At 67.0% G+C, this 25,270-nt stretch carries 23 protein-coding genes; 21 read left to right on the forward strand and 2 right to left on the reverse strand.

Going from position 1 to position 25,270, the window contains the following annotated elements:
* Positions 1–8: 8 nt before the first annotated feature.
* From ABQZ09_RS01610 to ABQZ09_RS01630, 5 genes are all read left to right on the forward strand, one after another.
* Positions 9–1,190, forward strand: coding sequence for an acyl-CoA dehydrogenase family protein (locus tag ABQZ09_RS01610; protein ID WP_184552383.1), 1,182 nt, complete (start codon positions 9–11; stop codon positions 1,188–1,190).
* Positions 1,187–1,984 carry an enoyl-CoA hydratase gene (locus tag ABQZ09_RS01615; protein ID WP_349775948.1) on the forward strand — a complete coding sequence of 266 codons (798 nt, stop codon included), beginning with the start codon at positions 1,187–1,189 and terminating at the stop codon, positions 1,982–1,984. The genes ABQZ09_RS01610 and ABQZ09_RS01615 overlap by 4 nt, the downstream gene beginning before the upstream one ends.
* A complete protein-coding gene (locus ABQZ09_RS01620) occupies positions 1,984–3,162 on the forward strand; it encodes an enoyl-CoA hydratase/isomerase family protein (RefSeq protein WP_503018318.1) in 1,179 nt (392 codons plus the stop codon). The genes ABQZ09_RS01615 and ABQZ09_RS01620 overlap by 1 nt, the downstream gene beginning before the upstream one ends.
* A gap of 138 nt (positions 3,163–3,300) precedes the next feature.
* The gene (gene mmsB, locus ABQZ09_RS01625) at positions 3,301–4,188 is read left to right on the forward strand and encodes a 3-hydroxyisobutyrate dehydrogenase (RefSeq protein WP_349775950.1); all 888 of its coding nucleotides are present in this window, start codon (positions 3,301–3,303) and stop codon (positions 4,186–4,188) included.
* Between the two features lie 136 nt (positions 4,189–4,324).
* A complete protein-coding gene (locus tag ABQZ09_RS01630) occupies positions 4,325–5,305 on the forward strand; it encodes a cation diffusion facilitator family transporter (RefSeq protein ID WP_349775951.1) in 981 nt (326 codons plus the stop codon).
* 197 nt (positions 5,306–5,502) lie between these two features.
* On the opposite strand, the gene ABQZ09_RS01635 is transcribed toward ABQZ09_RS01630, so the two are convergent.
* Complete coding sequence (locus ABQZ09_RS01635; RefSeq protein ID WP_349775952.1) at positions 5,503–7,584, reverse strand: 3-hydroxyacyl-CoA dehydrogenase NAD-binding domain-containing protein; 2,082 nt, start codon at positions 7,582–7,584, stop codon at positions 5,503–5,505.
* A gap of 235 nt (positions 7,585–7,819) precedes the next feature.
* Between ABQZ09_RS01635 and rpoE the strand changes: the two genes are divergently transcribed.
* From rpoE to recO, 9 genes are all read left to right on the forward strand, one after another.
* On the forward strand, positions 7,820–8,440 hold the full coding sequence (rpoE, locus tag ABQZ09_RS01640; protein WP_039406677.1) for an RNA polymerase sigma factor RpoE: 621 nt from the start codon (positions 7,820–7,822) through the stop codon (positions 8,438–8,440).
* Positions 8,437–9,312 (forward strand): sigma-E factor negative regulatory protein, encoded by an 876-nt coding sequence (locus ABQZ09_RS01645; protein ID WP_349775953.1) that lies wholly within the window; start codon positions 8,437–8,439, stop codon positions 9,310–9,312. The genes rpoE and ABQZ09_RS01645 overlap by 4 nt, the downstream gene beginning before the upstream one ends.
* A 109-nt stretch (positions 9,313–9,421) precedes the next feature.
* Positions 9,422–11,008 (forward strand): DegQ family serine endoprotease, encoded by a 1,587-nt coding sequence (locus ABQZ09_RS01650; protein WP_104581041.1) that lies wholly within the window; start codon positions 9,422–9,424, stop codon positions 11,006–11,008.
* Positions 11,009–11,191: 183 nt separating this feature from the next.
* Positions 11,192–12,982: a translation elongation factor 4 gene (gene lepA / locus ABQZ09_RS01655; protein ID WP_184554039.1), complete on the forward strand. Its 1,791-nt coding sequence runs from the start codon at positions 11,192–11,194 to the stop codon at positions 12,980–12,982.
* A 105-nt stretch (positions 12,983–13,087) separates the two neighbouring features.
* Complete coding sequence (lepB, locus tag ABQZ09_RS01660) at positions 13,088–13,888, forward strand: signal peptidase I (RefSeq protein ID WP_039406666.1); 801 nt, start codon at positions 13,088–13,090, stop codon at positions 13,886–13,888.
* Positions 13,889–14,296, forward strand: coding sequence for a DUF4845 domain-containing protein (locus tag ABQZ09_RS01665; protein ID WP_081419377.1), 408 nt, complete (start codon positions 13,889–13,891; stop codon positions 14,294–14,296).
* Entirely contained in the window at positions 14,286–14,966 is a 681-nt protein-coding gene (rnc, locus tag ABQZ09_RS01670) for a ribonuclease III (protein ID WP_349776104.1), read from the forward strand. Before ABQZ09_RS01665 ends, rnc begins: the two co-directional genes overlap by 11 nt.
* Positions 14,963–15,859, forward strand: coding sequence for a GTPase Era (gene era / locus ABQZ09_RS01675; RefSeq protein WP_039406660.1), 897 nt, complete (start codon positions 14,963–14,965; stop codon positions 15,857–15,859). Before rnc ends, era begins: the two co-directional genes overlap by 4 nt.
* Positions 15,860–16,091: 232 nt before the next feature.
* Positions 16,092–16,814, forward strand: a complete 723-nt coding sequence (gene recO / locus ABQZ09_RS01680) for a DNA repair protein RecO (protein WP_184552368.1) — start codon at positions 16,092–16,094, stop codon at positions 16,812–16,814.
* Between the two features lie 142 nt (positions 16,815–16,956).
* Here the strand turns inward: recO and ABQZ09_RS01685 are convergent, their stop codons facing one another.
* Positions 16,957–17,679: a response regulator gene (locus ABQZ09_RS01685; protein ID WP_184552366.1), complete on the reverse strand. Its 723-nt coding sequence runs from the start codon at positions 17,677–17,679 to the stop codon at positions 16,957–16,959.
* Between the two features lie 158 nt (positions 17,680–17,837).
* Between ABQZ09_RS01685 and rlmD the strand changes: the two genes are divergently transcribed.
* The 7 genes from rlmD to ABQZ09_RS01720 all read left to right on the forward strand — a co-directional run bounded on the left by rlmD (position 17,838) and on the right by ABQZ09_RS01720 (position 25,207).
* Positions 17,838–19,172, forward strand: a complete 1,335-nt coding sequence (rlmD, locus tag ABQZ09_RS01690; RefSeq protein ID WP_184552364.1) for a 23S rRNA (uracil(1939)-C(5))-methyltransferase RlmD — start codon at positions 17,838–17,840, stop codon at positions 19,170–19,172.
* A gap of 175 nt (positions 19,173–19,347) precedes the next feature.
* Positions 19,348–19,839, forward strand: a complete 492-nt coding sequence (locus ABQZ09_RS01695) for a CYTH domain-containing protein (protein ID WP_184552362.1) — start codon at positions 19,348–19,350, stop codon at positions 19,837–19,839.
* A 167-nt stretch (positions 19,840–20,006) separates the two neighbouring features.
* A complete protein-coding gene (locus tag ABQZ09_RS01700) occupies positions 20,007–20,690 on the forward strand; it encodes a DsbA family oxidoreductase (RefSeq protein ID WP_184552360.1) in 684 nt (227 codons plus the stop codon).
* Between the two features lie 15 nt (positions 20,691–20,705).
* Positions 20,706–21,740, forward strand: coding sequence for an NAD(P)/FAD-dependent oxidoreductase (locus ABQZ09_RS01705; RefSeq protein ID WP_184552358.1), 1,035 nt, complete (start codon positions 20,706–20,708; stop codon positions 21,738–21,740).
* Between the two features lie 154 nt (positions 21,741–21,894).
* Entirely contained in the window at positions 21,895–23,472 is a 1,578-nt protein-coding gene (locus ABQZ09_RS01710) for a cryptochrome/photolyase family protein (RefSeq protein WP_184552356.1), read from the forward strand.
* A 179-nt stretch (positions 23,473–23,651) separates the two neighbouring features.
* Positions 23,652–24,653 carry a beta-N-acetylhexosaminidase gene (gene nagZ / locus ABQZ09_RS01715; RefSeq protein ID WP_039564414.1) on the forward strand — a complete coding sequence of 334 codons (1,002 nt, stop codon included), beginning with the start codon at positions 23,652–23,654 and terminating at the stop codon, positions 24,651–24,653.
* Entirely contained in the window at positions 24,653–25,207 is a 555-nt protein-coding gene (locus ABQZ09_RS01720) for a hypoxanthine-guanine phosphoribosyltransferase (protein WP_039406636.1), read from the forward strand. The genes nagZ and ABQZ09_RS01720 overlap by 1 nt, the downstream gene beginning before the upstream one ends.
* Positions 25,208–25,270 lie beyond the last annotated feature (63 nt).

Here is a 25,270-nt window from a genome sequence, read left to right on the forward strand (position 1 = left end):
CGATCGCCATGAATGCAGCCATCCAGCTCCACCCCAACGCGGCCGATCTGAACGACGAGCAGGAGGCCTTCCGCGCCGCCGCGCGCGACTTCGCCGACAAGGAACTTGCCCCGCATGCCGCGCAGTGGGATGCGGAAGGCCACTTCCCGCGCGAGGCGATCGCCAAGGCCGCCGAACTCGGCTTTTGCGGCCTCTATACCGACGAAGGCGTGGGCGGCCTGGGCATGCGCCGGCTCGATGCGGCAGTGGTGTTCGAGGAACTGGCCACGGTCGATCCGTCCACGTCGGCCTTCATCAGCATCCACAACATGGCCACCTGGCTGATCGCCAGCTACGGCACCGAGGCGGTGCGCGCGCAGTGGGGCGAGGCGATGACCAGCGGCGCCAGGCTGGGGTCGTATTGCCTGACCGAACCGGGCAGCGGTTCGGATGCAGCGTCGCTCAAGACCCGTGCGCAGCGCGACGGCGACAGCTACGTGCTCAACGGCAGCAAGGCCTTCATTTCCGGCGCGGGCGCCACCGATGTCCTGGTGGTGATGGCGCGCACCGGCGACGACGGTGCGCGTGGCATCAGCGCGTTCGTGGTGCCGGCCGACGCGCCCGGCATCAGCTACGGCCGCAAGGAAGAAAAGATGGGCTGGAACAGCCAGCCAACGCGCGGCATCACCTTCACCGACGTGCGCGTCCCCGCCAGCCATCTGCTGGGCAAGGAAGGCGAGGGCTTCAAGATGGCGATGAAGGCCCTGGACGGTGGCCGCATCAATATCGCCGCCTGCTCGCTGGGGGCCGCGCAGGGCGCATTGGACGCCGCGCGTCGCTACATGGGCGAGCGCCGCCAGTTCGGCAAGAAACTGGCCGATTTCCAGGCCCTGCAGTTCAAGCTGGCGGATATGGCCACGCAACTGGTGGCCGCGCGGCAGATGGTGCATACCGCTGCGCGCAAGCTCGACGCCGGCAGTCACGATGCCACGGTGTGGTGCGCGATGGCCAAGCGCTTCGCCACCGATGCCGGCTTTGCCATCTGCGACGAAGCCCTGCAGATCCATGGTGGCTACGGCTATATCCGCGAGTATCCGATCGAACGCCTGCTGCGCGACAGCCGCGTGCATCGCATCCTGGAAGGTACCAACGAGGTGATGCGCATGATCGTGGCGCGCCATCTGCTCAATGGCGAGGAGGAACTGCGATGAGCGACTGGGAAGCACACGCCCATACCGGCTTGCAGGTGCAGCGCGATGGCCATGTGGCCATCGTCACGCTCAGCAATCCACCGGCCAATACCTGGACCGTGCACAGCCTGGCAGCCTTGCGCGACCTGGTGCGCGCACTGGATGCCGACCGCAGCGTGTATGCGCTGGTCATTACCGGCGAAGGCGACAAGTTCTTCAGCGCCGGTGCCGACCTCAAGCAATTTGCCGATGGCGACAAGGCCAATGCGCGGGAGGCTGCGCGCCGCTTCGGCGAGGCGTTCGAAGCCGTGAGCGCGTTTGGCGGCGTGTCGATCGCGGCCATCAACGGCTATGCCATGGGCGGTGGACTGGAGTGCGCCTTGGCCTGCGATCTGCGCATCGCCGAGCAACACGCACAGCTCGCCTTACCCGAAGCCAGCGTCGGCCTGCTGCCATGCGCAGGCGGCACCCAGAACCTGCCGCGTCTGGTGGGCGAGGGCTGGGCCAAGCGCATGATCCTGCTCGGCGAACGCATCGATGCCACCACCGCGCACCGGATTGGATTGGTGGAGGAAGTGGTCGGCAAGGGCGAATCGCGCGCGCTCGCGATTGCCTGGGCGCAGCGCGCCGGCAGGCAAAGCCCGGCCAGTGTGGCGGCCTGCAAGCGGCTGGTGCAGGCCACCCGCCACGGTACGCATGCTGCCGCACTGATTGCAGAGCGCGAAGCCTTCGTCGACCTGTTCGAGCACGCCGATCAGGCCGAAGGTGTTGCAGCATTCCTGGAAAAACGCGCACCGCAATGGAGCGCGCGGTGATGGTGGAGACCAGCACGGCTGATCAGGCACCGGTACTGTTCGAGCAACGCGAGTGCACCGATGGGCATCGCATCGGCATTGTGACCTTGAACGCACCCAGGACGCTCAATGGCCTGTCGTTGCAGATGGTGCGTTTGCTCGACACCCAATTGCGCGCGTGGGCCGATGACGCCCGGATTGCCTGCGTCGTGTTGCGCGGCGCGGGCGAAAAGGCGCTGTGTGCCGGCGGCGATCTGCATGGCTTGTACCAGAGCATGCGCGCGCATCGCGACGCGGTACCCGACGCTGCGCTGCGGCAGGCAAGGCCGCAGGACAATGCGCACGCCGCGGCATTCTTCGAAGAAGAATATCGGCTGGACTATCGCATCCACACCTATCCCAAGCCGTTGCTGTGCTGGGGCCACGGCATCGTGATGGGCGGCGGCATCGGCCTGATGTCCGGCGCCAGCCATCGCGTGGTGACCGAGCGTTCGCGCTTGGCCATGCCCGAAATCAGTGTGGGTCTATTTCCCGATGTCGGCGGCAGCTGGCTGCTGCGCCGCGTGCCGCAGGGCGCCGGGCTGTTTCTGGCGCTCACCGGCGCGCCGCTCGACGCGAGCGACGCCATCTACGCCGGGCTGGCCGATGTACGCCTGGAGCACGCCCAGTATGCGGCGGTGCTGGATGCCTTGAGCGCACATGCATGGACCGGCCATGCCGGCGACGATCGCCTGCAACTCAGTGCGTTTCTGCACGGCATTGCCCAACCGATGGAGCCCGGTCCGCTGCAGCTTCATGCGCAGCTGATTGCACAGCTGGTGGCCGGCGAATCGCTGGAGCAGGTCGTTGCTGCCATCGTGGCTCTGCAAAGCGAAGATGCCTGGTTGCAGGCCGCGCGTACCACCCTGGCGGCAGGTGCGCCAGGTTCGGCGCGGCTGGCGTGGGAACTGCATCGTCATCCCGACACCGCGACACTGGCCGACACGTTTCGCATCGAGTACGTGGTCGCGCTGCATGCCGCCGCGCACGGCGATTTTGCCGAAGGCATCCGCGCGCTGCTGATCGACAAGGACCGCCAGCCGCGCTGGCAGCCGGCCACCTTGGGCGAGGCAGACGCGCAGTGGGCTGCCGGTTTTTTCACTGCACCCTGGTCGGCGGCGCAGCATCCGCTGGCAGATCTGCGTGCACGCCAGGCTTAGCCGCAGCGTATGCCGCAGGCGATGATTGCCGCTCCGCGTGCCGCAGTCATCGCCTGCGTTGCTCCAGCGCCGCGCGCCATCGCCCTGCCTGCGCGCAACCACCCCGTTTGATAGTTGCTCCCTCCTGGAGATCGCACAATGAGCAAGATCGCCTTTATCGGCCTGGGCAATATGGGCGGCCCGATGGCCGCCAACCTGATCAAGGCCGGGCACCAGTTGCGGGTATTTGATCTGGTGCAAGGCGCACTGGACGCCGCATCCGCCGCCGGGGCCCATGTCGCCGCCTCGGCGCTCGACACCCTGACAGAGGCCGAGATCGTCATCTCCATGCTGCCCGCCAGCCGGCATGTCGAAGGGCTGTATCTGGGCGAGGGCGGCCTCCTGGCGCAGATTCCGGCCGGAGCGTTGGTCATCGACTGCAGCACCATCGCACCGGTGTCCGCACGCAAACTGGCCGACGCTGCGAGCGTGCGCGGGCTGGCGATGCTGGATGCGCCGGTCTCCGGTGGCACCGCCGGCGCCAGCGCCGGAACGCTGACCTTCATCGTTGGTGGCGATGCCGACGTCCTAGAACGCGCGCGTCCGGTGTTGCAGGCCATGGGCAAGAACATCTTCCACGTGGGCGACAACGGCGCCGGCCAGGTGGCCAAGCTCTGCAACAACATGGCCTTGGGCGTGATCATGGCGGCGACCGGCGAGGCGCTGGCGCTCGGCGCCGCACAGGGCCTGGACCCGGCAGTACTGTCGCAGATGATGGCGGTCAGTACCGGCCGCAGCTGGGCCACCGAAGTCTGCAATCCGTGGCCGGGCGTGCTGCCCAACGCACCGGCCTCGCGCGGCTATACCGGCGGCTTCGGCAACGACCTCATGCTCAAGGACCTGGGCCTGGTGGCCGAATCTGCAGTGCAGGCCGGCGTGTCGATTCCGCTGGGTGAGCTGGCGCGCAACCTGTATGCCATGAACAGCCAGGCCGGCAACGGCGCGCTGGATTTCTCCAGCGTGGTCAAACTGGTGGCCAAGGTGTAGACCGGTGCAACCTCGCAACGCGTGATGCGTGGCGGCTGCATATCGGCAGGTGATGTCATCGCATCACCTGCAGGTGTAATAGTCTCCGCCGGCGCGCGCGCCTAAGGTGCGCGCATTGCATACGGCTAGCGCACCCATGGGACACGACCACAACCACGCCCCCACCGAGATCCGTCACGAAGCGCCGTTGTGGTGGGCGCTCGGCCTGACAGCCACGTTCCTGGTGGCCGAAGTCATTGGCGCGTTCGTGTCCAACAGCCTGGCCTTGCTGTCGGATGCCGCGCACGTGGCCACCGACACGCTCGGTTTGATGATCGCGTTGCTGGCGGTGCGCCTGAGCCGCCGCCCGGCAGATGCGCGCCGCACCTATGGCTATGTGCGACTCGAGGCCTTGGGTGCCCTGGTCAACGGCGCGCTGCTGTTTGGCGTGGGCGGCTACATCCTGTGGGAGGCGGCGCAACGCTTCCGCGCGCCACAGGACATTTCCTCCAACGGTATGCTGCTGATCGCCGGGCTGGGTCTGGTGATCAACCTGATCGCGATGAAGTTGCTGCACGCCGGCAGCGGCGAAAGCCTCAACGTCAAGGGCGCCTATCTGGAAGTCTGGAGCGACATGCTCGGCTCGGTGGCGGTGATCATCGGCGCGCTGCTCATCCGCTGGACCGGCTGGCACTGGATCGACCCGGTGCTGGCCGTACTGATCGGCCTGTGGGTGCTACCACGCACCTGGGTGCTGCTGCGCGAAGCGATCAACGTCCTGCTCGAAGGCGTGCCCAAGGGCATCGACCTAGCCCAGGTCCGCGATGCCCTGACCAGCTACCCCGGCGTCGACGACGTGCACGACCTGCACGTCTGGGCGCTGGCCTCCAGCACCCCGGCACTCACCGCGCACGTAGTGGTGGGCGAATCGACCGACCGCGACCGCCTGCGCGACGCACTCGGCACGCTGCTGCACGACCGCTTCGACATCGCCCACGTCACCTTGCAGGTGGAAAGCGGCGACTGCGGCACCGACCCATGCGGCTCCCCGGCCAGCGCCCTGCAGCACGAGCATGCCCGGCATGCCGGACACCAGCATGGGCACTCGCATGGGCATGGTGGTCATCACCACCACTGAGGCATTGCAATACCCGAAGGGGTGGTGCGTGGACCCTGCCGTAACGCTTGAAGCGTTTCCGGACATCTGCATCGAACTCGCATTGCTGCATGCAGGTTTCGCAGCGGCATCTCCGCCGATGAGGAGCGCAAACACAAAAAAGCCGCCATGGGCGGCTTTTTTGTGTATCAGACCCTGTCGATCAGATCAGCCCCGCCTCACGCCACCGCCTCCCGCAACACCGGCGAGTCCCAGCCCGGGCGCGGTGCGAAGCGTTCGCCGTAGCGTGCATGCAGTGCCTGCAGGCGTTCCAGCAGGGCGTCGGCGCCGACACTGCGGATGTGCTGGATCGGGCCGCCACGGAAGGGGGCGAAGCCGGTGCCGAAGATGACGCCGGCATCGAGCAGGTCCGCGTCGGCCACCACGCCGTCGTGCAGGCACGCCACCGCTTCGTTGAGCAGCGGCAGGATTAGCCGGTCTTCCAGGTCAGCCGGCACCACATAGCCGCTGGCCACCTCGGGTTTGACCGCGCGCCCGTTTTCCCACTTGTACAGGCCCTGGCCGTCCTTCTTGCCGCGCTTGCCTGGCTCTACGGTCGCCAGTGCGGCCGGGATCGGCAGGCGCAGGAACGGCGCCAGCTCCGCACCGACGCCGGCGGCCACATCCAGACCCACGGTGTCGATCAGTTCGATCGGCCCCATCGGCATGCCGAACTTGACCGCGGTCCTGTCCAGCACCGGGCCGGGAATGCCTTCGGCATAGGCGGTGGCCGCTTCGAGCAGGTAGGGGAACAGCACCCGGTTGACCAGGAACCCCGGCGTGCCGGCCACCGGTACCGGAAACTTGTCCAGCGCCTTGCAGAACGCCGCCAGGCGCGCCACGTTGGCCGGGTCCAGACCGTCGTGCTGCACGATTTCCACCAACGGCATCATGGCCACCGGATTGAAGTAGTGCAGGCCGGCGAACTGCGCCGGGCGCTGGATATGACCACGCAACTCGGTGAGCGGAATCGAAGAAGTATTGGTCGTCAGCAATGCATCGGGCTTGAGCTGCGGTTCGATCGATTGATACAGCTCGCGCTTGGCCTGCGGGTTCTCGATGATCGCCTCGATCACCAGATCGGCTTGCGCCACGCCTGTGCCGGACAGGTCGCCACGCAGGCGCGCCGCCACCGCCGGCCGCTTGCCTTCGTCCTTGACGCGCTTGGCGAACAGTTCGCCGCCACGGCCCAGGGCCGTATCGATGAAGCGCTGCTCGCGGTCCTGCAGCGTGACCTCGAAGCCCTTGTAAGCCGCCCACGCGGCGATATCGCCGCCCATCACGCCGGCGCCGATCACATGCACATGGCGAATCGGCGGCAGCGCGGCGGCGCCCGCCTCTTTGCCACCGAGTGCCTTCAAGCGTTCGGTGAGGAAGAAGATGCGGATCAGGTTGCGCGCGGCCGGGGTGCTGGCGAGCTTGACCACTGCCTTGCGTTCGGCCGCGAGGCGCGCCTGGATACCGCTGCCACCGGCCCGTTCCCACACGTTGATCAAGGCGTATGGCGCCGGGTAATGCTCCTTGCGCGCCTTGCGCGCGACCTGCTTGCGCATCTGCGGCGCCAGCAGCTTGCGGGCGAGCAAGGTGTTGGTGGCCCACGCGGTGGCGCGCTGTTTGAGTGGCCGCGTGGTGCCGGCGAGTGCCAGTGCAGCGGCCACATCGACCAGCACGGCAGGCGCCGCGACCTTGTCCACCAGGCCCATCGCACGCGCGGCCTTGGCCGAGACGGTGCGCCCGGTCAGCATCAGGTCCATCGCTGCCGGCGCGCCGATCAGGCGTGGCAAGCGGGCGCTGCCGCCCCAGCCGGGAAAGATGCCGAGCTTGGTCTCCGGCAGGCCGATACGCGTGCTGGCGTCATCGGAGGCCACGCGGTAGCGACACGCCAACGCGATCTCGGTACCGCCGCCCATGCAGAAGCCATGGATCGCCGCCACCGTGGGGCAGGGCAGCTCGGCCAGTTTCTGGAAGACCTGCTGGCCGCGATGGATCGCATCGTTGACCGTGCCCTTGCGATCGAATTCCTGGAATTCCTTCAGGTCGGCGCCGGCGATGAAGCCATTGGCCTTGCCCGAGCGCAACACCACGCCCTTGGGCGGCTCCAGCGCCAGCCGCTCGACCAGTGCGCCTAGTTCGAGCAGCACCTCCTGCGAAAATGCGTTGACCGGTGCGCCCTGGCGATCAAGGCTGAGCACGACCACGCCGTCCTCGCGCAGGTCGGCCTGCCAATGGCTGAATCGGAGCCCGTCGAAACCTGGAAGCATGCGTCTGGCCGTCCGGCAATAGAAGGAAAGGCCGTTATCATCCAGAGGTTGTTTCCTTCACGTCAAATACCCATCCCTGTCGACCGGACGGCATGCGCCTGGTTCCGGGCATCGCCAGCGGCGCATCGGTGCCGCTACCCTGATGCGTGACGGTCGTACGGAGCGGTATGAACTTTTCCTTTCAATGGCGGTCTCATTGCCCGACTTCGGTGGGCTGACAGGAGTGCGGCCCGACATGGCCGAAGTCGATACACCTCAGGAGCTGGACCTGGAACTGGTCCGGCGTGTGCAGCGCGGCGAAAGCGCGGCATTCGATGTGCTGGTGCGCAAATACCAGCATCGGATCGTCGCGTTGATCGGGCGCTACATCGCCGACTGGAGCGAATGCCAGGACGTGGCCCAGGACACCTTTGTTCGCGCGTACCGCGCGATCAACAGTTTCCGCGGCGACTCCCAGTTCTATACCTGGCTGCACCGCATTGCCGTCAACACCGCCAAGAACCATCTGGTGGCGCACAACCGTCGGCCGCCTACCGACGACATCGAGATCAGCGATGCCGAGCAGTTCGACGGGGCGACCCGGTTGCGCGACACCGACACCCCGGAGCGCGAATTGATGCGACAGGAGCTGGAACAAACGGTGATGCGTGCGGTCCAAGCGTTACCGGAAGAACTGCGGTCGGCCATCACCCTGCGCGAGGTGGAAGGGCTGAGTTACGAGGAAATCGCGCGAAAGATGGATTGCCCGATCGGAACGGTGCGCTCGCGCATCTTCCGGGCGCGCGAGGCCATCGACATCGAGCTGCGGCCTCTGCTGGAGACCGAAAGCGCTACCCGTGAGCGACACCGTGTATGAGCCATAACCCCGCCATGTCCACCACCGACAAGTTCGAACTTCACTATCGCCAGCAGCTGTCTGCGCTGGTCGACGGAGAATTGAGCGCAGACGAGTCGCGCTTTCTGTTGCGCCGTCTGGCCCACGACGAAGAGCTGGCCGGCTGCCACGAGCGCTGGCAGCTGTGCGGCGACGTGCTGCGCGGTGCGGCCAGTGCGCCGGCACCGCTGGATTTCGCGGCGCGTGTGCGCACAGCCATTGCCGAAGAACCCGCTCCCCGGCCGCAGCAGGCTGCCCGCCCGGCGGCGCGCTGGCGCTGGGGTGGTGGTGCGGCGATTGCGGCATCGGTTGCGGCCATCGCCCTGTTCATGGCGCGCGAGCGCCTGCCGGAGACGGCGCCGCCGGCGTCCCGTGTGCCGGTGTACGCCACCACCGCGCAGCTGCCCGCCGCCGCCACGCCGCCCGCCTTGCCAAAGGCGCCGGCAACCCCGGACCCGGCGGGCCCGGGCGACGGCGGCGCGCTGGTTGCGGCGGTGCCGGCGGCGGCGTTGGCGTCGACCCGGCGCGGCGCTGCCACCCGCAATCAGCAGGTCGCCCGTAGTGCGGCTGCGCGTCAGCAGCAGGCGCCGACCCGCATGGTGGCAGCGGCCCCGGCGGTGCCGGCAGTCGCGGCCCCGGCGGCGTCATCCAATCCGTTTACGCATCCGGACACCACGCTGCAGGCCCGTCCGTGGCCGCGCGCGGCGCTGTCCGGCGCCGGCGACAGCCCCCTCAACGCCAGTTTCAGCCAGAGCCGCCAGGGCCCGGCGTTCTACCCGTTCGAACCTGCGCCGCAGGCGACGGGTCACCCGGCGCCGGACCGGCCCCTGCCGGCATCGCTCCCGCAAGACTGATCCGGCGGCCGCTCTTCATCCTGTCGGCTCGCGTCCTTCCGTTATCTTGCCGGGCCCGCGTCATCACGCGGGTTCCGGCCCCTGTCGCCCTGCCATCGGAGGCAACTCGATGAACCACCGCATCCGCACCCAGATGTTCGGCCTGATCGCCATGACCTTGCCGCTGGCCGCCTGTGCCCAGCAGACGGCGCCCGCGCCGGCCGCCAAGGCCAGTGCGCCGATCGCCGCCAACCGCAGCACTACGCCGGCGCCGCAACTGGTCGCCGGCCTGCCGGATTTCACCAACTTGGTCGAACAGGTCGGCCCGGGTGTGGTCAATATCGAAACCACCATCACCCGCAAGGACGCAATGGCACGGCAGCAGCGCAGCGGCCCGGGCGGTCGCGGCGGCGGCGCGATGCCCGACGATGAGATGCCGGAGTTCTTCAAGCGGTTCTTCGGCCCGGATTTCCAGATGCCCGGTGGCCCGCGCCAGGGGCCGGGGCAGGGTGGTGGCGATGACGATGGCGGTATCGCCGGCAAGTCGATGGGCTCGGGCTTCATCATTTCTGCCGACGGCTATGTGCTGACCAATCACCACGTGGTCGATGGCGCCAGCGAGGTCACCGTCAAGCTGACCGACCGCCGCGAGTTCAAGGCCAAGGTGGTCGGCAGCGACGAGCAGTTCGACGTGGCGCTGCTCAAGATCGAGGCCAAGGGCCTGCCGACGGTGCGCCTGGGCGATTCCAACACGCTCAAGCCGGGTCAGTGGGTGGTGGCGATCGGCTCGCCGTTCGGCCTGGACCACTCGGTCACCGCCGGCATCGTCAGCGCCACCGGGCGCAGCAACCCGTATGCCGATCAGCGCTATGTGCCCTTCATCCAGACCGACGTGGCGATCAACCAGGGCAACTCCGGGGGCCCGCTGCTCAATACGCGCGGCGAGGTGGTCGGCATCAATTCGCAGATCTTCTCGGCCTCGGGTGGCTACATGGGAATCAGCTTTGCGATCCCGATCGACCTAGCCTTCAGCGCCGCCGAGCAGATCAAGGCCACCGGCCGCGTGAGCCGCGGCATGCTGGGCGTGGCGGTCGGCCCGATCGATTCGCTCAAGGCGCAGGGCCTTGGGTTGCCGGATACGCGCGGCGCGCTGGTCAACGACATTCCGGCAGGGAGTCCGGCCGCGAAGGCCGGGATCGAGGTGGGCGATGTGATCCGCTCGGTCAATGGCAAGCCGATCGAGGTGGCCAGCGACCTGCCGCCGATGATCGGCCTGATGGCGCCGGGCACCAAGGTGGCACTCGATGTGCTGCGCGACGGCAAGCCGCGCCAGGTCACTGTCACCCTGGCCCCGTTGCAGGATGGCAGCGACAGCGCCGCACCGCGTTCCGCCGCCGAGGACGCCAAGCCGGAGGCCCCGGCCAGCGTGGCCTTGCTGGGCCTGCAGGTGGCCGATCTCACTGCCGCCGAACGCAGCCGCCTGGGTCTGGACGCCGGCGAGGGCGTGCGGATTGCCGCCGTCACCGGTGCCGCAGCGCGCAGCACCCAGCCGCCACTGTCGCCGGGTCTGGTCATCGCGCGCGTCGGCCGCACCAAGGTCGGCAGCGTCGCCGAGCTCAATCGCGCCCTGTCCAGTTACAAGAAGGGCGACGTGGTCATGCTGCTGGTCACCGACGGCAAGGCGACGAGCTACGTGGCCTTGAAGGCCGGCGGCTGAGGGAGGCCGGGATTGGTGATTTGGGATTGGCAGCAGCGGGTCCGCTCTACGCGGCCCGCCTGCTTTTGCGATTCCCGAATCCCGATTCCCCAATCCCCGGCCCCAAAGGGGCCGAGCATGCGATAATGCTGCGTTACCCTGACGACGGCTGCGCCGGCGCCCACCTCAATGTCCTCTGATTCAATGCGGAATATCCGCAACTTCTCCATCATTGCCCACGTCGACCACGGGAAATCCACCCTGGCCGACCGGATCATCCAGCTGTGCGGCGGCCTGCAGGCCCGCGAGATGGAGGCCCAGGTGCTCGACTCCAACCCGATCGAGCGCGAACGCGGCATCACCATCAAGGCGCAGTCGGTGTCCTTGCCGTACACGGCAAAGGACGGGCAGACCTACCACCTGAACTTCATCGACACCCCCGGGCATGTGGACTTCTCCTATGAAGTCAGCCGCTCGCTGGCCGCGTGCGAAGGCGCGCTGCTGGTGGTGGATGCCGCGCAGGGCGTGGAAGCGCAATCGGTGGCCAACTGCTACACCGCGGTGGAGCAGGGGCTGGAAGTGGTGCCGGTGCTCAACAAGATCGACCTGCCCACCGCCGATGTCGACCGCGCCAAGGCCGAGATCGAAGCGGTGATCGGCATCGACGCCGAAGACGCAGTGGCGGTCAGCGCCAAGACCGGCCTGAACATCGATCTGGTGCTGGAAGCGATCGTGCATCGCATCCCGCCGCCCACCCCCCGCGATACCGACAAGCTGCAGGCGCTGATCATCGATTCCTGGTTCGACAACTACCTGGGCGTGGTCTCGCTGGTGCGCGTGATGCAGGGCGAGATCAAGCCGGGCAGCAAGATCCTGGTGATGTCCACCGGCCGCACCCATCTGGTCGACAAGGTCGGCGTGTTCACGCCCAAGCGCAAGGAACTGGCCGCACTGGGCGCCGGTGAAGTGGGCTGGATCAATGCCTCGATCAAGGACGTGCATGGCGCGCCGGTCGGCGACACCCTGACCCTGGCGGCCGACCCGGCGCCGCATGCGCTGCCCGGTTTTCAGGAAATGCAGCCGCGCGTGTTCGCCGGCCTGTTCCCGGTCGACGCCGAGGACTATCCGGACCTGCGCGAAGCGCTGGACAAGCTGCGCCTGAACGATGCGGCGCTGCGCTTCGAGCCGGAAAGCTCCGAGGCGATGGGCTTCGGCTTCCGCTGCGGCTTCCTGGGCATGCTGCACATGGAAATCGTGCAGGAACGCCTGGAGCGCGAGTACAACCTGGACCTGATCAGCACCGCGCCAACCGTGGTGTATGAAGTGCTCAAGACCGATGGCTCGGTCATCAACATGGACAACCCGGCCAAGCTGCCGCAGTTGAACCTGGTGGAGGAAATCCGCGAGCCGATCATCCGCGCCAACGTGCTCACTCCCGAGGAGTACATCGGCAACATCATCAAGCTGTGCGAAGAAAAACGCGGCACCCAGATCGGCATCAATTACCTGGGCAGCCAGGTGCAGATCAGCTACGAGCTGCCGATGGCCGAGGTGGTGCTGGATTTCTTCGACAAGCTCAAGTCGGTCAGCCGTGGCTACGCGTCGCTGGATTACCACTTCGTGCGTTTTGATGCCGGCCCCTTCGTGCGCGTGGACGTGCTGATCAACGGCGACAAGGTCGATGCGTTGTCACTGATCGTGCACCGCAGCCATGCCGACCGGCGCGGCCGCGAGCTGTGCGAAAAGATGAAGGATCTGATTCCGCGGCAGATGTTCGACGTCGCCATTCAGGCCGCCGTCGGCTCGCAGATCATCTCGCGCTCCACCGTCAAGGCGATGCGCAAGAACGTGTTGGCCAAGTGCTATGGTGGCGACGTTTCGCGCAAGAAAAAGCTGCTGGAAAAGCAGAAAGAAGGCAAGAAGCGCATGAAGCAGGTCGGCCGCGTGGAGATTCCGCAGGAGGCCTTCCTGGCTGTCTTGCAGATGGATAAGTAGCAGGGATTCGGGATTCGTCATTCGGGATTGGTAACGGCTCGTCTGCCTTCCTGCTGTTGCGAATCTCCAATCTCCAATCCCGAATCCCGTTCCGAAGGAACATCAATGAAATGGTTTGAAATCATCCTGGTTGTGCTGACGCTGGGCTCCGGCTTCATCTGGCTGCTGGACAAGCTGTTCCTGGCCAAGCGCCGCGCGGCACGCGCCGGGCTGCTGGACAGCGAGCCGGCGATCATCGATTACTCGCGCGCCTTCTTCCCGGTGTTGGCGGTGGTGTTGATCCTGCGCAGCTTCGTGGCCGAGCCGTACAAGATTCCGTCTAGCTCGATGATGCCCAACCTGCTGATCGGCGATTTCATCCTGGTCAACAAGTTTGCCTACGGCTTCCGTCTGCCGATCACCAATACCAAGTTCATCCCGACCGGCGAGCCCAAGCGTGGCGACGTGGTGGTGTTCAAGCCGCCGCATGCGCCGGACCAGAACTGGATCAAGCGCGTGGTCGGCCTGCCGGGCGACAAGATCGGCTTCCACGGCGATACGCTGTACATCAACGACAAGCCGATGCGCTATACGGTCAAGGGCGAGTACATCGGCAAGGGCAAGGGCGCCGAGATGACCGGCACCACGCTGCTGGTGGAGGACCTGCCGGGCCGCACGCATACCGTGCTGGAGTGGGTGGACCGCAACATGCCGGCCGGCCAGGGCGACTGGACGGTGCCGGCAGACAGCTATTTCGTGATGGGGGACAATCGCGACAACAGCGAAGACAGCCGGTTCTGGACCCAGACGCATTTCCTGCCGGAAGCCAATCTGCGCGGCAAGGCGTTTTTGATCTGGCTCAATTGCGAAGGATGGTTCTGCAAGGGGAGTTTCGATCCATCGCGGATCGGGACTGGAATCCAGTAAATGCACGCACGGCGTGCCGGGGGAAGCACAATGAAGCGCAAGCAAAGCGGTATGACGTTGACGTCGTTCGTGGTGGTGCTGGCGGTGGTCGGGTTCGGCCTGTACATCGGGATGAAGTTGTTTCCGATGTACCAGGAGTATTACTCGGTACGCACGGCGATGAAGGGTCTGGCCAAGGAGCCGGGCAGTGCCAACATGGACCCGTCCAAGCTGCAGGATCTGTTCTTTCGTCGCCTGTACATCAACTACTCGGAAAACGTCAAAAAGGAAGACGTCAAGTTCGAGCGTGTGGATGGCGGCTGGCGCATGAAGGTCAATTACGAAGTGCGTCGCGAGCTGATCGGCAATTTGGACATTGTCGGCAAGTTCGATACCTCGCAGGACATGACCGGACGTGGTGGCGAATAGAACCTTCCAGCGCGGCGATCCGATCGGGCACACCTTCGCCGATCAGGGTCTGCTCACCCAGGCGCTGCGCCATCGCAGTGCCGGGACGCCGCATAACGAGCGCCTGGAATTTCTCGGTGACGGCATCGTCAACCTGCTGATCGCCGAGGCGCTGTATCAGCGCTGGCCCAAGGCCGACGAAGGTGCATTGACGCGCGCGCGCGCCGAATTGGTGCGCGAAGGCGCCCTGGCCGTGATCGGGCGCACCCTGAATCTGGGCGAGCGGCTGACGCTTGGACCAGGCGAATTGAAGTCCGGCGGCCATCGCCGCGATTCGATCCTGGCCGACGCGGTCGAAGCGGTCGTGGCGGCGATCTATCTGGACTGTGGGTTCGAGCGTTGCCGCGCGGTGGTGCTGCCCTGGTTCGAAGCGTCGCTGGCGGCATTGCCGGTGGGCAAGGCAGAAAAAGACCCCAAGACCCGGTTGCAGGAATGGCTGCAGGCGCGCCAGCTGCCGCTGCCTAATTACGCGCTGATCAGCGAAACCGGCGACGAGCACGCCAAGCAGTTCCATGTCGCCTGCATCCTGGAGCAGCCGATTGCCCGTGCCGAAGGCCAGGGCACGTCGCGCCGTCTTGCCGAACAACAGGCGGCGGCTACCGTCATCGCACAACTGGATTCAAACACGTGAGCGAACCCTCTTCCCACCGTAGCGGCAGCGTTGCCGTGATCGGCCGGCCCAATGTCGGCAAATCCACCCTGACCAATGCCCTAGTGGGCGCCAAGGTCAGCATCGTTTCCAATCGCCCGCAGACCACGCGGCACCGCCTGCTCGGGATTGCCACCTTCCCGGAAGGGCAGCTGGTGCTGGTCGACACGCCCGGATTGCACCGCGAGCAGAAGCGCGCGATGAACCGGGTGATGAACCGTGCCGCACGCGGTTCGCTCGAAGGCGTGGATGCCGCTGTGCTGGTGATCGAGGCCGGGCGGTGGGACGAGGAAGACACCCTGGCGTTCCGCGTGCTCAGCGACGCCGGCGTGCCGGTGGTGCTGGTGGTCAACAAGGTCGACCGGCTCAAGGACAAGACCGCGCTGTTCCCGTTCCTGGCGCAGGTCAGCGAGGGCCGCACGTTTGCCGCCGTGCACCCGGTCTCTGCGCTCAAGCGCAAGGGCCTGGACGCGCTGGTGAGCGACCTGCTCAAGCTGGTGCCCGAGGCCGAGGCGATGTTCGGCGAAGACGAAATCACCGACCGCAGCCAGCGCTTCCTGGCCGGTGAACTGGTGCGCGAGCAGCTGATGCGTCAGTTGGGCGAAGAATTGCCGTACGCCACCACCGTGGAAATCGAGCGCTTTGCCGAAGATGGCGCGCTGCTGCGCATCGGTGCGGTGATCTGGGTCGAGCGCGAAGGCCAGAAGGCGATCGTGATCGGCAAGGGCGGTACCCGCCTGAAGGAAATCGGCGGCAAGGCGCGTCTGCAGATGGAGCGGCTGTTCGGTGCCAAGGTGTTCCTGGAAACCTGGGTGCGCGTGCGCGAAGGCTGGTCGGATGACGAGGCGGCGCTGAAGGCGTTCGGCTACGAATGAGGCCGGGAAGGCCGGGACCCGGGACCCGGGACCGGGGACTCGGGAAAGGCTGGGTCAGGCAGCTGGTCGGCGTACTGCCGGGAAGACGTTTTTTCGAATTTTTCAGATTCGCATGCTGCGCTGACGGCATTGGCTCGGCCCCCGATCGCCGCGCCGCGTTGCAGGTCGACGGCCGATCCGGTGCTTTTCCCGGGTCCCCGGTCCCGGGTCCTCAGTCCCGGCCTTCCCTCCGATGCTGATCGAACACGAACACGGCTTCGTCCTGCATGTGCGTGCCTGGCGCGAGACCAGCCTGCTGGTGGAAGTGCTGACCGAGCAGCACGGGCGGGTCGGATTGCTGGCGCGGGGCGTGCAGGGGCCGCGCAAGCAGGCGCTGCGCGCGGCGCTGCAGCCGCTGCAACTGATCCAGTTCACCGCCGTGCAGCGCGGCGAACTTGCGCAGCTGCGCCAGGCCGAGGCGCTGGACACCGCGCCCCGTTTGGTCGGCGAGGCCATGTTGGCCGGCTTCTATATCAGCGAGCTGCTGCTGCGGCTTGCGCCGCGCAACGATGCGGTCCCCGAGCTCTACGCGTGCTATGCGCAGGCGCGCGCGCATCTGGCGACCAAGCTGCCGCTGGCCTGGGGACTGCGCCGGTTCGAGCGTGATGTGCTGGACGGGCTGGGGTTCGGCTTCGATCTGCAGCACGACAGCGAGGGGCAACCGATCGACCCGGCGGCGCGCTATCGGCTCGATCCCCAGGAAGGCGCCATGCGGGTGCTGAGCGAGCGCCTGGCACAGGATCGGCGCGAGACCGTGACCGGTGCGGCCTTGCTGGCGCTGGGCGAAGACACCCTGCCGGCGTCCGAGGATATGCCCGGCCTGCGGCGCAGCATGCGCAGCGTGCTGCTGCATCATCTGAACGGACGCGGGCTCAAATCCTGGGAAATGCTCGAGGATCTGGCGCGACGCCGCTGATCGGGGCAGGGCGGGCATCGATGCACGACCTGGCCCGGCGGGGCCCTGCCATCGCGCCGCGCTGCATCTCCGATGTCGACCAGGCCAACGTCGCACTCCGGGCTCGCGCCCCGGGGCGCTCGCCACAAACGCAGGGCGCAACTCAGTGCAGTAACGCCGCCACCGCCGCGTGGAACTGGGTCTGTGCGGCCCGCGATTGCGGGTCGCCGCGCAGCAGCCGCACCGCGCCGGCAAGCCGGGCGGCCCCGACGAAACCGCAACTGGCCTGCAGCCGATGCAAGTGATTGCGCAGTGCCTGCTCATCGCTGACGCTCAATGCCGAGGTCACCGCATCCCGCGTGCCCGGCAGCTCCGCCAGGAACAATTCGCGCAAGGCGTTGAGATGATGCTGCTGACCGTTGAGGGCGCTCAGTGCCGCGGCCTCGTCCCAGTCGCTGGCCGCGATGTCCACCACGCCGACCGGCGCCACGCTGTAGCGGCCGCGCGCCAGGCCGCGGCGCACCGCCTGCAACAGGCGCTCGGTGCTCAACGGCTTGACCAGCATTTCCAGAAATCCATCGGACTGCAGGCCGCGCTGCATCGCCATGTTGCCGTCGGCGGTGTGCGCCAGCGCGGGGACGTCAGGATGCAGCAGGCGCAGCGCCCGCAGCAGCCCGCTTCCGGTGCCATCGGGAAGATTGACGTCGATCAGCCATAGGTCGTGGCGATGGCCGCGCGCGCGATCCAGCGCCGAGGACAATGAATCGGCGCAATCCACCTGGGCCGGAAGGCCCTCCAGCGCGGCCTGCAGGAAGCCACGGCTGATCGGGTCGTCTTCCACCAACAAGAGTCGTGGATGGGGTTCCTGACGTGTCGCCATATTCATGCTGCCTCCTTGTCAGCGATGCCGCGTTCTGTGCTGCCGCGCGCGCATGCAGTTTGCCTGTGTTTGCGGGGCGCCACAATTGCCGCGCCAGGCGGCGCGGCCTCCGTCGATCGCATCTGCGACAATACGCACCCTTTTTGCCCGCAGCTCGTCGCCACGTGGCCAGAACCCGAAACCGTTTCGACCGTACTCCCTTCCAGACTGCCATCACCGACCTGAGCCATGACGGGCGCGGCGTTGCGCGCCGTGACGGCGAGGGCGGCAAGGTCACCTTCATCAGCGGCGCCCTGCCCGGTGAGCTGGTGCGTGCCGAACCCACCGCGCGTAGCCGCCATTTCGACGAGGCCAAGACGGTGGAGGTGCTGGAAGCCTCCCCGCAGCGTGTGACCCCGCGCTGCCCGCATTTCGGTGTCTGTGCCGGCTGCGTGTTGCAGCATCTCGAGGAATCGCAGCAGATCGTGGCCAAGCAGCGGGTGCTGATGGACAATCTTGAACGCATCGGCCACGTCAGCCCGCAGACCGTGCTGCCTGCGCTCACCGGCGACAACTGGGGCTATCGCCGCAAGGGCCGTTTCTCGGTGCGCCGGGTCGAGAAGAAAGACAAGACCCTGGTCGGCTTCCGCGAGCTCGACCCACGTTTCGTGGCCGACCTGTCGGTCTGTTACACGGTGATCCCGCAGATCGGCGACAAGATCCCGCTGCTGGCCGCGCTGGTCGAGGGCATGGATGGCAAGCGCGATATTCCGCAGATCGAATTCATCGCCGGCGACGATGCGGTGGCCCTGACCATTCGCCACATGCAGCCGCTCAGCGAGCGCGACCAACAGGCCTGGGTGGCGTTTGCGCAGGAGCACGGCTTTGCGATCTTCCTGCAGCCCGGCGGCGTGGACAGCGTGCATCCGCTGTGGCCGCAAGAGGTGCCGCTGTCGTTTCGCCTGCCGCAGTGGGATGTGGAACTGGCCTTCCGTCCGCTGGATTTCATCCAGGTCAACGCCTCGCTCAACCAGAAGATGATCGCGCACGCGCTTGCACTGCTCGATGCCAGGCCCGATGACCGTGTGCTCGATCTGTTTTGTGGGTTGGGCAACTTCACCCTGCCGCTGGCGCGCACCGTGCGCGAGGTGGTCGGGGTGGAAGGCGATGCCGGGCTGGTCGCACGCGCCAAGGACAATGCCCAGCGCAATGGCTTGCACAATGCGCAGTTCCATGCGGCAGACCTGACCCAGGACCAGCGCAGTGCGTCCTGGATGCGCCAGGGCTTCGACAAGCTGCTGCTGGACCCGCCGCGCTCCGGTGCGCTGGAAGTGCTGCAGCAATTGCCGCTGAAGAAGTTCGAACGCATCGTCTATGTCAGCTGCCACCCGGGCTCGCTGGCGCGCGACGCCGGTTATCTGGTCAACGAGCAAGGCTTTACGCTGGTGTCGGCCGGTGCGATGGACATGTTCCCGCATACCGCCCATGTGGAGAGCATTGCGGTGTTCGAGAAGCGGTGATTGGGGATTGGGCATTGGGGATTCGCAACGGCGAGTCGTGATGTGTCCTTTCGCTAATCGCTTACCCAAGCGTCAGATCGAAGCATTGCCCCTGGTACTGCGGGGTCTTGGCAAGAGCCCCACAGGCATGCAGTGCGTTGCGGTAGCAAATCCCCAATTCCAAATCCCGAATCCCATGCCTCTAGAAATCGAACGCAAGTTTCTCGTCTCCGGCGCTGGGTGGCGTGCTGCCGCGCATGCGGTGATCCCGATGGCGCAGGGCTACATCAATGACCAGGCGGCGTTGCGCAGCGGGGCGCAGAATGCATCGGTGCGTGTGCGTGTGCAGGGCGAGGGCGCGTTCTTGAATCTGAAGTCGCGTGAGGTGGGGCATACCCGTCAGGAGTTCGAGTACCCGATTCCCCTCGCCGATGCGCGCGCGCTGCTCGACCTGTGCGTGGGCGGGCTGATCGACAAGCGCCGGCATCTGGTCGAGTACCAGGGCCATGTGTGGGAAGTAGACGAATTTCTCGGCGACAACGCCGGGCTGGTGGTGGCCGAGATCGAGCTCGCCAGCGCCGACGAAGCCTTTGCCAGGCCCGAGTGGATCGGTGCGGAAGTGACCGACGACACGCGGTACTACAATCTGGCGCTGGCATCGCATCCGTTTTCGCGCTGGGCCGGGTGATTCAGGAGCGGGGATTCGGGAGTCGGGAGTCGGCATTCGCAAGGACAGAGTGCGGCGCGGGGTTGATCGATGCTTTCCGGGCATTCCCTCACTCGTTTCTAATTTCCGCTGCAGCGATTGGGCTTATGCTCTGCGAATCCCAAATGCCCAATCCCCAATCCCCGCTCATGCGCATCGACATCTGGTCCGACGTAGTCTGCCCCTGGTGCTGGATCGGCAAGCGCCGGTTTGAACAGGCCGTCGCAGCGCTGGGCGCAAGGGCGCCGGTGCTGGACATCCACTACCACGCCTTCGAGCTGGATCCGGACGCTGGCGCCGAGCCGGTACCGTTGCGCGACGCGCTGGCGCGCAAGTTCGGCGGGGTCGCGCGTGTCGTGCAGATGCTGGCGCAGACCCAGGCGACCGCGCGTGCGGAGGGCCTGCCGTTCGACTTCGGGCGCGGCCAGGTGCAGGTGAGTACGCTGCGTGCGCATCGGCTGTTGTGGTTGGCCACGCACGAAGGCGATGTCGGTGCGGTAATGGAAGCGCTGTTTCATGCGCACTTTGCCGAAGGCTGCAATGTGGCGGCGACCGAGACCCTGCTGCGTGCCGGTGAGGCCGGCGGTCTCGCCGCCGCGCGCGTGCAGGCGATGCTCGACTCCGACGAAGGCACCGTCGAGGTCCAGGCGCAGCTGGCGCAGGCCGGTGCGCTGGGCATTCGCGCGGTGCCCAGTTTCGTGATCGACGGGCGCAGCCTGATCCAGGGCGCGCAGCCCGCCGAGAGCTTTGCGCAGGCCCTGTTGCAGTTGGCCGCCGAGTCGGTACCGGTCGGCGGCCCGGATGCCTGCGGGCCGGATGGCTGCCCGGTCTGATCGACCGGTTGCGCGATGCCTCTGCCAGCTACTGACCAGACAGCCGGTCCGCACCGTCCGCTCACGATTGCAGTGATCGGCGCGGGCCTGGCGGGCCTTGCCTGCGCCGACGCCCTGCATGCTGCCGGCCATGCGGTCACGGTGTACGAGCAGGGCGATGCACCCGGCGGGCGCATGCGTGGCCACGCCGGCAACCGCTGGCAATGCGATACCGGGGCACAGTATTTCACCGCACGCGATCCGGCGTTTGCGTCGGTGGTCGACGCCTGGATTGGCGCCGGTGTTGCCGCGCGCTGGCCGGTGCGCATCGCAAGCTGGGATGTCGCAGAGCGGCGCCTGTCGCAGAGCGCGCTGGCGCGTTTTGTCGGCGTGCCGGACATGGCCGCCCCGGCGCGTGCGCTTGCGGCGGGCCTGGATGTGCGCATGCACGCGAAGCTGCGCACGCTGCAACGCAGCGGGCAGGGCTGGGCGGTGGATGTGCAGGACGGCGCTGCGCCGCACGGTGTCGATACGCTGTTGTTCGCGCTTCCGGCGCCCGAAGCGGCAATATTGCTCGCCAAGATTGCGCCCGCGCTGTGCGAGATCGCCCGCAGTGCGCGGATGCAGCCTGCGTGGGCGCTGGTGCTGCGCTTCGATGCACGCATCGATCCCGGCTATGACGCGTTGTTCGTCAATACCGGGCCATTGCGCTGGGCCGCGCGCGATTCCAGCAAACCGGGGCGAGGCGGCCCGGAGACCTGGCTGCTGCACGCCACTGCCGAGTGGAGCCGGGCCCATCGCGATGCATCGCCTGCCGAGGTCATCGCGCACCTGTTGCCGGAATTGGCGGCGCTTGGCCTGCCGCTGCCGCACGCCTGCGATGCGTTTGGATGGACGGTCGCAAGTACTGAGCCGCCACTGCAGCTTGGCTGCGTGTGGGACGCGCAACGTGGCATCGGCATCTGCGGTGACTGGTTGGCCGGCGGCAAGGTCGAAGGCGCCTGGCAAAGCGGAACTGCGCTGGCGCAGCAGGTCTGTGCGGGTCATGCCGCCGACCGTGCCGATGCGTGAGTCGGGGCTGCGTCTGCGCAACAACGAGACACGGCGGCAGCGCGTCGCTTGCGGGATTGGCGTACTGCGCGATACAGCACGCGGTGTCATGGCGCATGGTTGAGCGCAGCGCCGGGCGATGCATGGGCCGTGCGCACCGGCAGGGTCTGTGCTGATGCCTGATGCCGCGCCGGCCTCTGCCGACAGCACCACACAGGCGCCTGCACATACGCTGCGGCTGATCCTGGGCGACCAGCTCAACCCGCAGCACAGCTGGTTCGCGACCCGCGACCCCGGTGTGGTCTACGTGCTGATGGAAGTGCGCGAGGAAACCGACTACGTGCTGCATCACGCGCAGAAGGTCCTGGCGATCTTCGCAGCGATGCGCGCGTTTGCGGCCAGGCTGCGGCAAGCCGGGCATCGGGTGCGCCATGTCGCGATCGACAACCCCAGTAATCGGCAGTCCATCCCTGCCAATCTCGATGCGCTGATGGCCCACTACCGCGCCGGCCAGCTGGACTACCAGGCGCCGGACGAGTGGCGGCTGGATCAAGCGCTGCGGCAATGGAGTGCAGGCCGTGCGTTTGCCACGCGCATGGTCGACAGCGAGCATTTCTTGACCACGCGCGAGGAGGTCGCTGCATGCTTTGGTGCGGGCAGCCAGTGGCGCATGGAAGTGTTTTATCGCTACATGCGCCGCCGCCATCGCATCCTGCTCGACGCGGCCGGAGAGCCGCAGGGCGGGCGCTGGAATTTCGATCACGACAACCGCGCGCCGTGGCCGGGCGATCCGCCCGCGCCGCAGGACTGGCGTATAGCGCACGACCACCGCGCGTTGTGGCGCAGCATCGACGCTGCCGGCGTGCGCAGTTTCGGAGCGCCCAGCGCCGAGGCATTGCCCTGGCCGCTGGATCGCAGCGAAGCGCTGCAGCAGCTGGATGCCTTTATCGCGCAGGCGTTACCGGACTTCGGCCGCTACGAAGACGCGATGAGTACCCGCAGCCCGCGGCTGTTCCACTCGCTGCTGTCGTTCGCGCTCAACGTCAAGATGCTGCACCCGGCCGAGGTGATTGCGCGCGCCGAGGCGGCATGGCATCACGGGCAGGCGCCCCTGGCGTCGGTGGAAGGCTTCATCCGCCAGATCCTGGGCTGGCGCGAATACGTGCGCGGTGTGTACTGGTCGCAGATGCCCGAGTACGCCCACACCAATCGCCTGGATCAGCATGCGCCGCTGCCGCACTGGTTCTGGGATGGACAGGTCGGCATGCGTTGCCTGGCCGATGCCGTCGGCAACTCGCTGGCCAATGCGCACGCGCACCACATCCAGCGGCTGATGGTGATCGGCAATTTTGCGCTGCTGGCGGGGCTGGAGCCGCAAGCGCTGCATCGCTGGTATCTGGGCGTGTATATCGATGCGTTCGAATGGGTGGAGCTGCCCAATACGGTGGGCATGAGCCAGTTTGCCGATGGCGGCCTGCTCGGCAGCAAGCCCTACATCAGTGGCGCGGCCTACATCGACCGCATGAGCGATTACTGCGCCGGGTGCAGGTATCAGCGCAAGGCGCGTACCGGTGCCAAGGCCTGCCCATACAACGCGTTGTACTGGGATTTCCTTGCGCGGCAGCGCCCGCTGCTGGGCGGCAACGAGCGGCTGGCGATGCCGTACCGGCAGCTCGATGGCATGGCACCCGAGGTGCTGGAGGGCATCCAGGCCCAGGCCGCGCATTGGCGGGCACATCTGGACGTGCTCTGAAGCCGTTGCGGCGGCGGGCCGGGGCGCGGTCGCCGGGCGCTCTGCACGTGCGCTCAGCGCGCGTCCTCGCCAGCCTGCCGATCCAACGCCCGCCTGAATGCGCGATCTGACGCTGCAACGCGCATCTGCGACAATGCCGCGCTGCGCCCTCGTGGCGCCTGGCCCGGGAGTCCCCCAACATGCTTCTGATCGGCGTTGCCGGTACCGAACTCAGCGCACAGGAACGCGACTGGCTGCAGCACGATGCGGTTGCCGGCGTGGTGCTGTTCACGCGCAACTTCGCCTCGCGCACGCAGGTGGCCGCGTTGTCGGCGTCCATCCGCGCCGCCGCGCCGCGCCCGGTGTTGATCTGTGTGGACCAGGAGGGCGGACGCGTGCAGCGGTTTCGCGAGGGCTTCAGCGCGCTGGCGCCGTTGCAGCGCTTCGGTGAGCAGTACGCGCAGGACCCCGAGGCTGCGCTGGCCGCGGCCTGTGCGCACGCGCAGCTGATGGCCAGCGAGGTGCGTGCCAGCGGCGTGGATCTGAGCTTCGCGCCGGTGGTGGACCTGGGCCGCGGCAACCGCGCCATCGGTGATCGCGCCTTCAGCGACGACCCGCACATCGTGGCCACCTTCACCCGTGCCTATGTGCAGGCGCTGCACGGCGCCGGCATGGCCGCCACGCTCAAGCATTTCCCCGGCCACGGCACGGTGCTGGAAGACACCCACGTCGACCACGCCAGCGACCCGCGACCGCTGGAGGTGCTGCAGGCCGAAGACCTGGTGCCGTTCGTGGCCGGGATCGAGGCCGGTGCCGACGCGGTGATGATGGCGCACGTGGTCTACCCGCAGGTCGCGCCGGAACCGGCAGGCTACTCGCCGCGCTGGATCGAGCAGATCCTGCGTGGGCAGCTGGGCTTCCGCGGCGTGGTGTTTTCCGACGACATCGGCATGGCGGCCTCGTTCAGCGCCGGTGGCGTGGCCGGCCGGGTGCATGCGCATCTGGATGCCGGCTGCGACGTGGTGCTGGTCTGCCACCCGGAACTGGTCGACGAATCGCTGCAGGCCGTGCAGGGCCGCAGCCTCAACACTGCAGCCCTGATCGGGCTGATCGGTCGTGGCGCGCTCGGCTGGGATGGCCTGCTGGCTGGCACCGACGCTTCCTTCAACACTCCTTCTGCCTCTTTCGGAACAATTGCCTGATGTCCACGCTCACCATTTCCCAGGCCCTGGCCCAAGCTGATCTGCTGGTCGACCGCCCGGCCATCGATGCCGCCGTGTCCACCATTGCCGACGCCATCGCGCGCGACTACGCCGGTGAAGTGCCGGTGTACCTCACCATCATGCACGGCGCGCTGCCGTTCTCCGGCCAGCTGGCGCTGGAACTCGGCGCGCGCGGCCAGGACCTGCAGTTCGATTACCTGCACGCCACCCGCTACCGCGGCGAAACCGTTGGCGGCGAGCTGGTGTGGAAGCATCGCCCGGCCACCGCACTGTTCGGCCGCCGGGTGATCCTGGTCGACGACATCCTCGATGAGGGCTACACCCTGCAGGGCGTGCGCCAGTGGTGCCTGGAGCAGGGCGCCACCGACGTGCGCGTGGCGGTGCTGACCGTGAAGCGGCACGACCGCTGCGTGCCCGGCGTCACCGCCGACTACGTGGGAGTGGAAGTGGCAGACCGCTACGTGTTCGGTTTCGGCATGGACGTCAACGAGCAGCTGCGTGGCATTCCCGCCATCTACGCAATGAAGCAGTAATCCACGCAGCGTGGCCGGGCGTGTCGGCTGCGCTCTGGGCTCCAAGCAGCGCGGACGCGGCTC

The organism is Xanthomonas sp. WHRI 6106, from assembly GCF_040202405.1.
Lineage (GTDB): Bacteria > Pseudomonadota > Gammaproteobacteria > Xanthomonadales > Xanthomonadaceae > Xanthomonas > Xanthomonas cannabis.

What these genes read in the sequence shown, in the direction of transcription:
- ABQZ09_RS01615 (WP_349775948.1), top strand. Translation starts at nt 1,187, where the DNA reads ATGAGCGACTGGGAAGCACACGCCCATACCGGCTTGCAGGTGCAGCGC.
- ABQZ09_RS01700 (WP_184552360.1), top strand. Translation starts at nt 20,007, where the DNA reads ATGCGCATCGACATCTGGTCCGACGTAGTCTGCCCCTGGTGCTGGATC.
- ABQZ09_RS01645 (WP_349775953.1), top strand. Translation starts at nt 8,437, where the DNA reads ATGAGCCATAACCCCGCCATGTCCACCACCGACAAGTTCGAACTTCAC.
- recO (WP_184552368.1), top strand. Translation starts at nt 16,092, where the DNA reads ATGCTGATCGAACACGAACACGGCTTCGTCCTGCATGTGCGTGCCTGG.
- ABQZ09_RS01665 (WP_081419377.1), top strand. Translation starts at nt 13,889, where the DNA reads ATGCACGCACGGCGTGCCGGGGGAAGCACAATGAAGCGCAAGCAAAGC.
- ABQZ09_RS01685 (WP_184552366.1), bottom strand. Translation starts at nt 17,679, where the DNA reads ATGAATATGGCGACACGTCAGGAACCCCATCCACGACTCTTGTTGGTG.
- ABQZ09_RS01705 (WP_184552358.1), top strand. Translation starts at nt 20,706, where the DNA reads ATGCCTCTGCCAGCTACTGACCAGACAGCCGGTCCGCACCGTCCGCTC.
- lepA (WP_184554039.1), top strand. Translation starts at nt 11,192, where the DNA reads ATGCGGAATATCCGCAACTTCTCCATCATTGCCCACGTCGACCACGGG.
- ABQZ09_RS01650 (WP_104581041.1), top strand. Translation starts at nt 9,422, where the DNA reads ATGAACCACCGCATCCGCACCCAGATGTTCGGCCTGATCGCCATGACC.
- ABQZ09_RS01720 (WP_039406636.1), top strand. Translation starts at nt 24,653, where the DNA reads ATGTCCACGCTCACCATTTCCCAGGCCCTGGCCCAAGCTGATCTGCTG.
- ABQZ09_RS01695 (WP_184552362.1), top strand. Translation starts at nt 19,348, where the DNA reads ATGCCTCTAGAAATCGAACGCAAGTTTCTCGTCTCCGGCGCTGGGTGG.
- lepB (WP_039406666.1), top strand. Translation starts at nt 13,088, where the DNA reads ATGAAATGGTTTGAAATCATCCTGGTTGTGCTGACGCTGGGCTCCGGC.
- ABQZ09_RS01630 (WP_349775951.1), top strand. Translation starts at nt 4,325, where the DNA reads ATGGGACACGACCACAACCACGCCCCCACCGAGATCCGTCACGAAGCG.
- ABQZ09_RS01710 (WP_184552356.1), top strand. Translation starts at nt 21,895, where the DNA reads ATGCCTGATGCCGCGCCGGCCTCTGCCGACAGCACCACACAGGCGCCT.
- ABQZ09_RS01620 (WP_503018318.1), top strand. Translation starts at nt 1,984, where the DNA reads ATGGTGGAGACCAGCACGGCTGATCAGGCACCGGTACTGTTCGAGCAA.
- mmsB (WP_349775950.1), top strand. Translation starts at nt 3,301, where the DNA reads ATGAGCAAGATCGCCTTTATCGGCCTGGGCAATATGGGCGGCCCGATG.
- nagZ (WP_039564414.1), top strand. Translation starts at nt 23,652, where the DNA reads ATGCTTCTGATCGGCGTTGCCGGTACCGAACTCAGCGCACAGGAACGC.
- rpoE (WP_039406677.1), top strand. Translation starts at nt 7,820, where the DNA reads ATGGCCGAAGTCGATACACCTCAGGAGCTGGACCTGGAACTGGTCCGG.
- ABQZ09_RS01610 (WP_184552383.1), top strand. Translation starts at nt 9, where the DNA reads ATGAATGCAGCCATCCAGCTCCACCCCAACGCGGCCGATCTGAACGAC.
- ABQZ09_RS01635 (WP_349775952.1), bottom strand. Translation starts at nt 7,584, where the DNA reads ATGCTTCCAGGTTTCGACGGGCTCCGATTCAGCCATTGGCAGGCCGAC.